We start from the raw sequence: 1753 nt of genomic DNA on the forward strand, positions 1-1753 counted from the left end.
CTCTCCGGCCTTCCTGCCGCAACGCCGGCAGGGGCGCCGCCCGCCCTGCTCCAGGCCAGTGTTTCATACGCCCGGTTCAGCAGCGGGAACCTGTCCTGCGGGATGTAAGTGGTCAGCCCCGAATGATGCGCTATAACGAAGCCGTTATAACCGGGCATAAAATCCGCGGTGGAGGCCTTCCAGACCACCGCTTTGCCCACCAGGCGGTGCAGCTCCTGCCGTTGTTGATCATCAGCCAGTAAACCCCCGTAGTAATCCCCGAAATCGAAGAACAGCCTGTAAGACGGATACCGGTCGAAATGCTGTATGCCGCTGATGTCAACAGCCGCGCCCGGGGTGGCGTTCTCCCGTATAAAGCCGGCCAGCGCATCCAGCTCCGATGTCTTTATCACCGAGAGGGTCGCCGACCGCATAAAGCCGCTTTGCCCGTCGAAGTAGCCGAAGGCTTTGCCGGCAAAAGCCCGCAGGCCGGGTTCCCCTTCAAACAGGTCGTTTACCGCCTGCGGATAGACATCCGTAAAGCCCGGGGAGACGATCTCCGCGCCCGAGGCCAGGATATAGGCGGTCTTGTCCTTCAGCTGGTAAGCCACCTCGATACCGGCCATAAAGCAGGCCTCGAAGACGATATAGTCGAAGGCGCCATCGGGGATGGCCGACGCGAAATCCGCCAGCGCCATCTGGTCGCTCCCGTCGCTGAGTACGGACTTGGTCCCGGACTTCGGATCGGACAGGGCGCCACCCGGCAGCCAGCCCGTAGCATGGGAGAAGACCAGCAGCCCGTAGCCAGGGGACGGGTACAGTTGCTTCACCTCCGAAAGAACCGAAGCGAATACCTCAGCATCGGCCGAATTGTCCTCTCCATATTGCCGGATCACCTTGGTGTAGGGGTTGCCCTTGTCGCAGCGGCACAGTTCGAGCAGCTGCGGCGCCGCATCGGCCGCGTCGTGAAAGACCAGCAGCCTGCCCCCCTGACGGGCATCCCAGCCCCGGCCCAGCGCTTCGAGCTTCGCGTAGCTTTCACCCGACAGGTTGTTGTCGCCGCCCAGGTAGACCAGCAGCACATGCTGCGTAGCCTCGGGTTCCTCCCCGTCTCCGGTGCAGCGGCAAAAAAATACCGTGCAAAGCAGCAAGGCAGGCAGGCAGCGTAAAAGTATCTTCCACAGGCCTGAACTATCTTTATCCGTTTGTTCTTTTCTTTCTGTCATTTCCATATCTTTCTATCTATCCTCCTTTGCCTTCCGTTTATTTAAAACTGCGCGAATTATCACAACTCACGCAGATCTGAGTGTTTACATAATAACTACATAATGCCCGGTAAACCTGGTGCCACATAAACACTCTCTTAGTTAGCTTGCTGTATGTTTCATGTTTTTACGTTTCATCTTTCCTGTTTCCATTCAGTTGCCCCGGTCAGCCTCACCGGCGTCATACATCTGCCGGGTCAGCCGCGAAAGGGTGCTACAGTAATTAAACCAGGTCTGCCAGGCCTGCGTACAGAACCTTGCCAGGCCGGCATCGCCATACTGTAAGCCCGCCGGGGGCAGGCTGTAGTCCACCGCATAGGCGATACAGCCCGTGACGGAATCCACGTAGAAGCCGCCCCAGTCCAGCTGGCGGTTGATGGCCGACAGGCAGGCCCGCACCAGACGGGTATCTTCTCCCGCCGCGCTCATGGTGCTGATAAGGCAGCTCTCAAGGGTGGCCCCGCTGCAACTGAACAGGTTGCATACACAGCCGTTTTCATCCTCGTGGA

Annotated in this window: 2 protein-coding genes; both read right to left on the minus strand. The window is 58.7% G+C overall.

Going from position 1 to position 1753, the window contains the following annotated elements:
- Window positions 1-1211 (minus strand): clostripain-related cysteine peptidase (locus tag ACFO6W_RS17255; protein ID WP_379998685.1); only part of this gene is annotated, 1211 nt, incomplete at its 3' end.
- A 186-nt stretch (window positions 1212-1397) separates the two neighbouring features.
- Window positions 1398-1753: hypothetical protein (locus ACFO6W_RS17260; RefSeq protein WP_379998687.1), on the minus strand; the 356-nt coding region annotated here is incomplete at its 5' end.

It is taken from the genome of Dysgonomonas termitidis, from assembly GCF_042654545.1.
Taxonomy (GTDB): domain Bacteria; phylum Bacteroidota; class Bacteroidia; order Bacteroidales; family Dysgonomonadaceae; genus Dysgonomonas; species Dysgonomonas termitidis.